Source organism: Streptomyces sp. NPDC051104 (assembly GCF_040682835.1).
In the GTDB taxonomy this organism is placed as follows: Bacteria; Actinomycetota; Actinomycetes; order Streptomycetales; family Streptomycetaceae; genus Streptomyces; species Streptomyces cynarae.
The window spans coordinates 1-1,046 of record NZ_JBFBBS010000170.1 but is presented as its reverse complement, the minus strand read 5'-3'; the positions used below and the strand labels follow the sequence as shown (position 1 = coordinate 1,046).

Annotated in this window: 2 protein-coding genes; both read left to right on the top strand. The window is 27.2% G+C overall.

All coding sequences use genetic code 11. The features are described 5' to 3' along the window. A partial coding sequence (locus AB0N14_RS40385; protein ID WP_366030651.1) for a tyrosine-type recombinase/integrase occupies positions 1-461 on the top strand: 461 nt, incomplete at its 5' end. Between the two features lie 128 nt (positions 462-589). Next, positions 590-1,046 (top strand): hypothetical protein (locus AB0N14_RS40380; RefSeq protein ID WP_366030650.1); only part of this gene is annotated, 457 nt, incomplete at its 3' end.

The following is a 1,046-nucleotide window of genomic DNA, read 5'->3' as shown; positions in this document are numbered from 1 at the left end:
CTAATAAAACTATTTATACATTTAAAAGAATTGATAGTGCTAAACATATTGATTCAGGAAAACCTAAAACTCCATATTCTGTTCGAGAAATTCCTATAAGTGATGATTTAATCCAAGTCTTACACAAACTTCATCAGGAGCAAGAAGAAGCTGATATTATAAAATTAGCTGATGGACTGATATTTTTTGATAAGAGATATGGATTGCCAACAAATAATGGCATAAATAAAGCTTTAAAAGTATATCTTACAAAATTAAATATCACTCCTTTAATAGTTGCAACTGGATGTCGGCACACATATGCCTGCGTACTTCTAGCTAAAAAAGTAGATATTGCTGTAGTTGCGAAAAATATGGGACATAAGAATATACAACGTATAATAGATACATATGGACATGTACTTAAGGAAACATATGGGGAGGAAAATGAAGTAATACGTGCGGTTTTAAATAATATATGACTAAAAACCTAACAATTATAGTTAGATTTTTCTTCCACTTATATACTATTGGTGTATTTCGTATTGTATTATGATATATTGATTAGGGGAAAATATTTAAAAAGAGTATGTGAAATTATGGAGGAATTGTGGAAGAAATTATTACTATTATTGCAACTTTATCAGGTTTAGGACTAGTGTTGCTAGGATTGAATAAAGAAATAAAAGAGAAAAAAGCTAAATTATTATTTGTATTAAGCTCAAATGCTATACTAATTGGTTTAAACTATTTTAGAGGAAATATCTTTGAAATTTGTTTAATAATGCTTTTGATATTTGTATGTGGAGGTTTGGGCTATCTGGGTCAGAATGGCATAGATTTAGAAAAAGAGTTAGGCTTTTTGTATTTGTTCTTTTTTTCATCAATAACAGTTTTCCTATTAACTCATCAAATTTTTAGTTTGATGTATATTATCGTACTTTATATATTTAGTATATATAATCCAAATTGGATAGATAAAAATTCTTTACAAATACTAGAACTTGCAATTGGAATACTTATAATGTTTCTACAGTATCTTTGCGTAATAAAAGATTATTTTAATA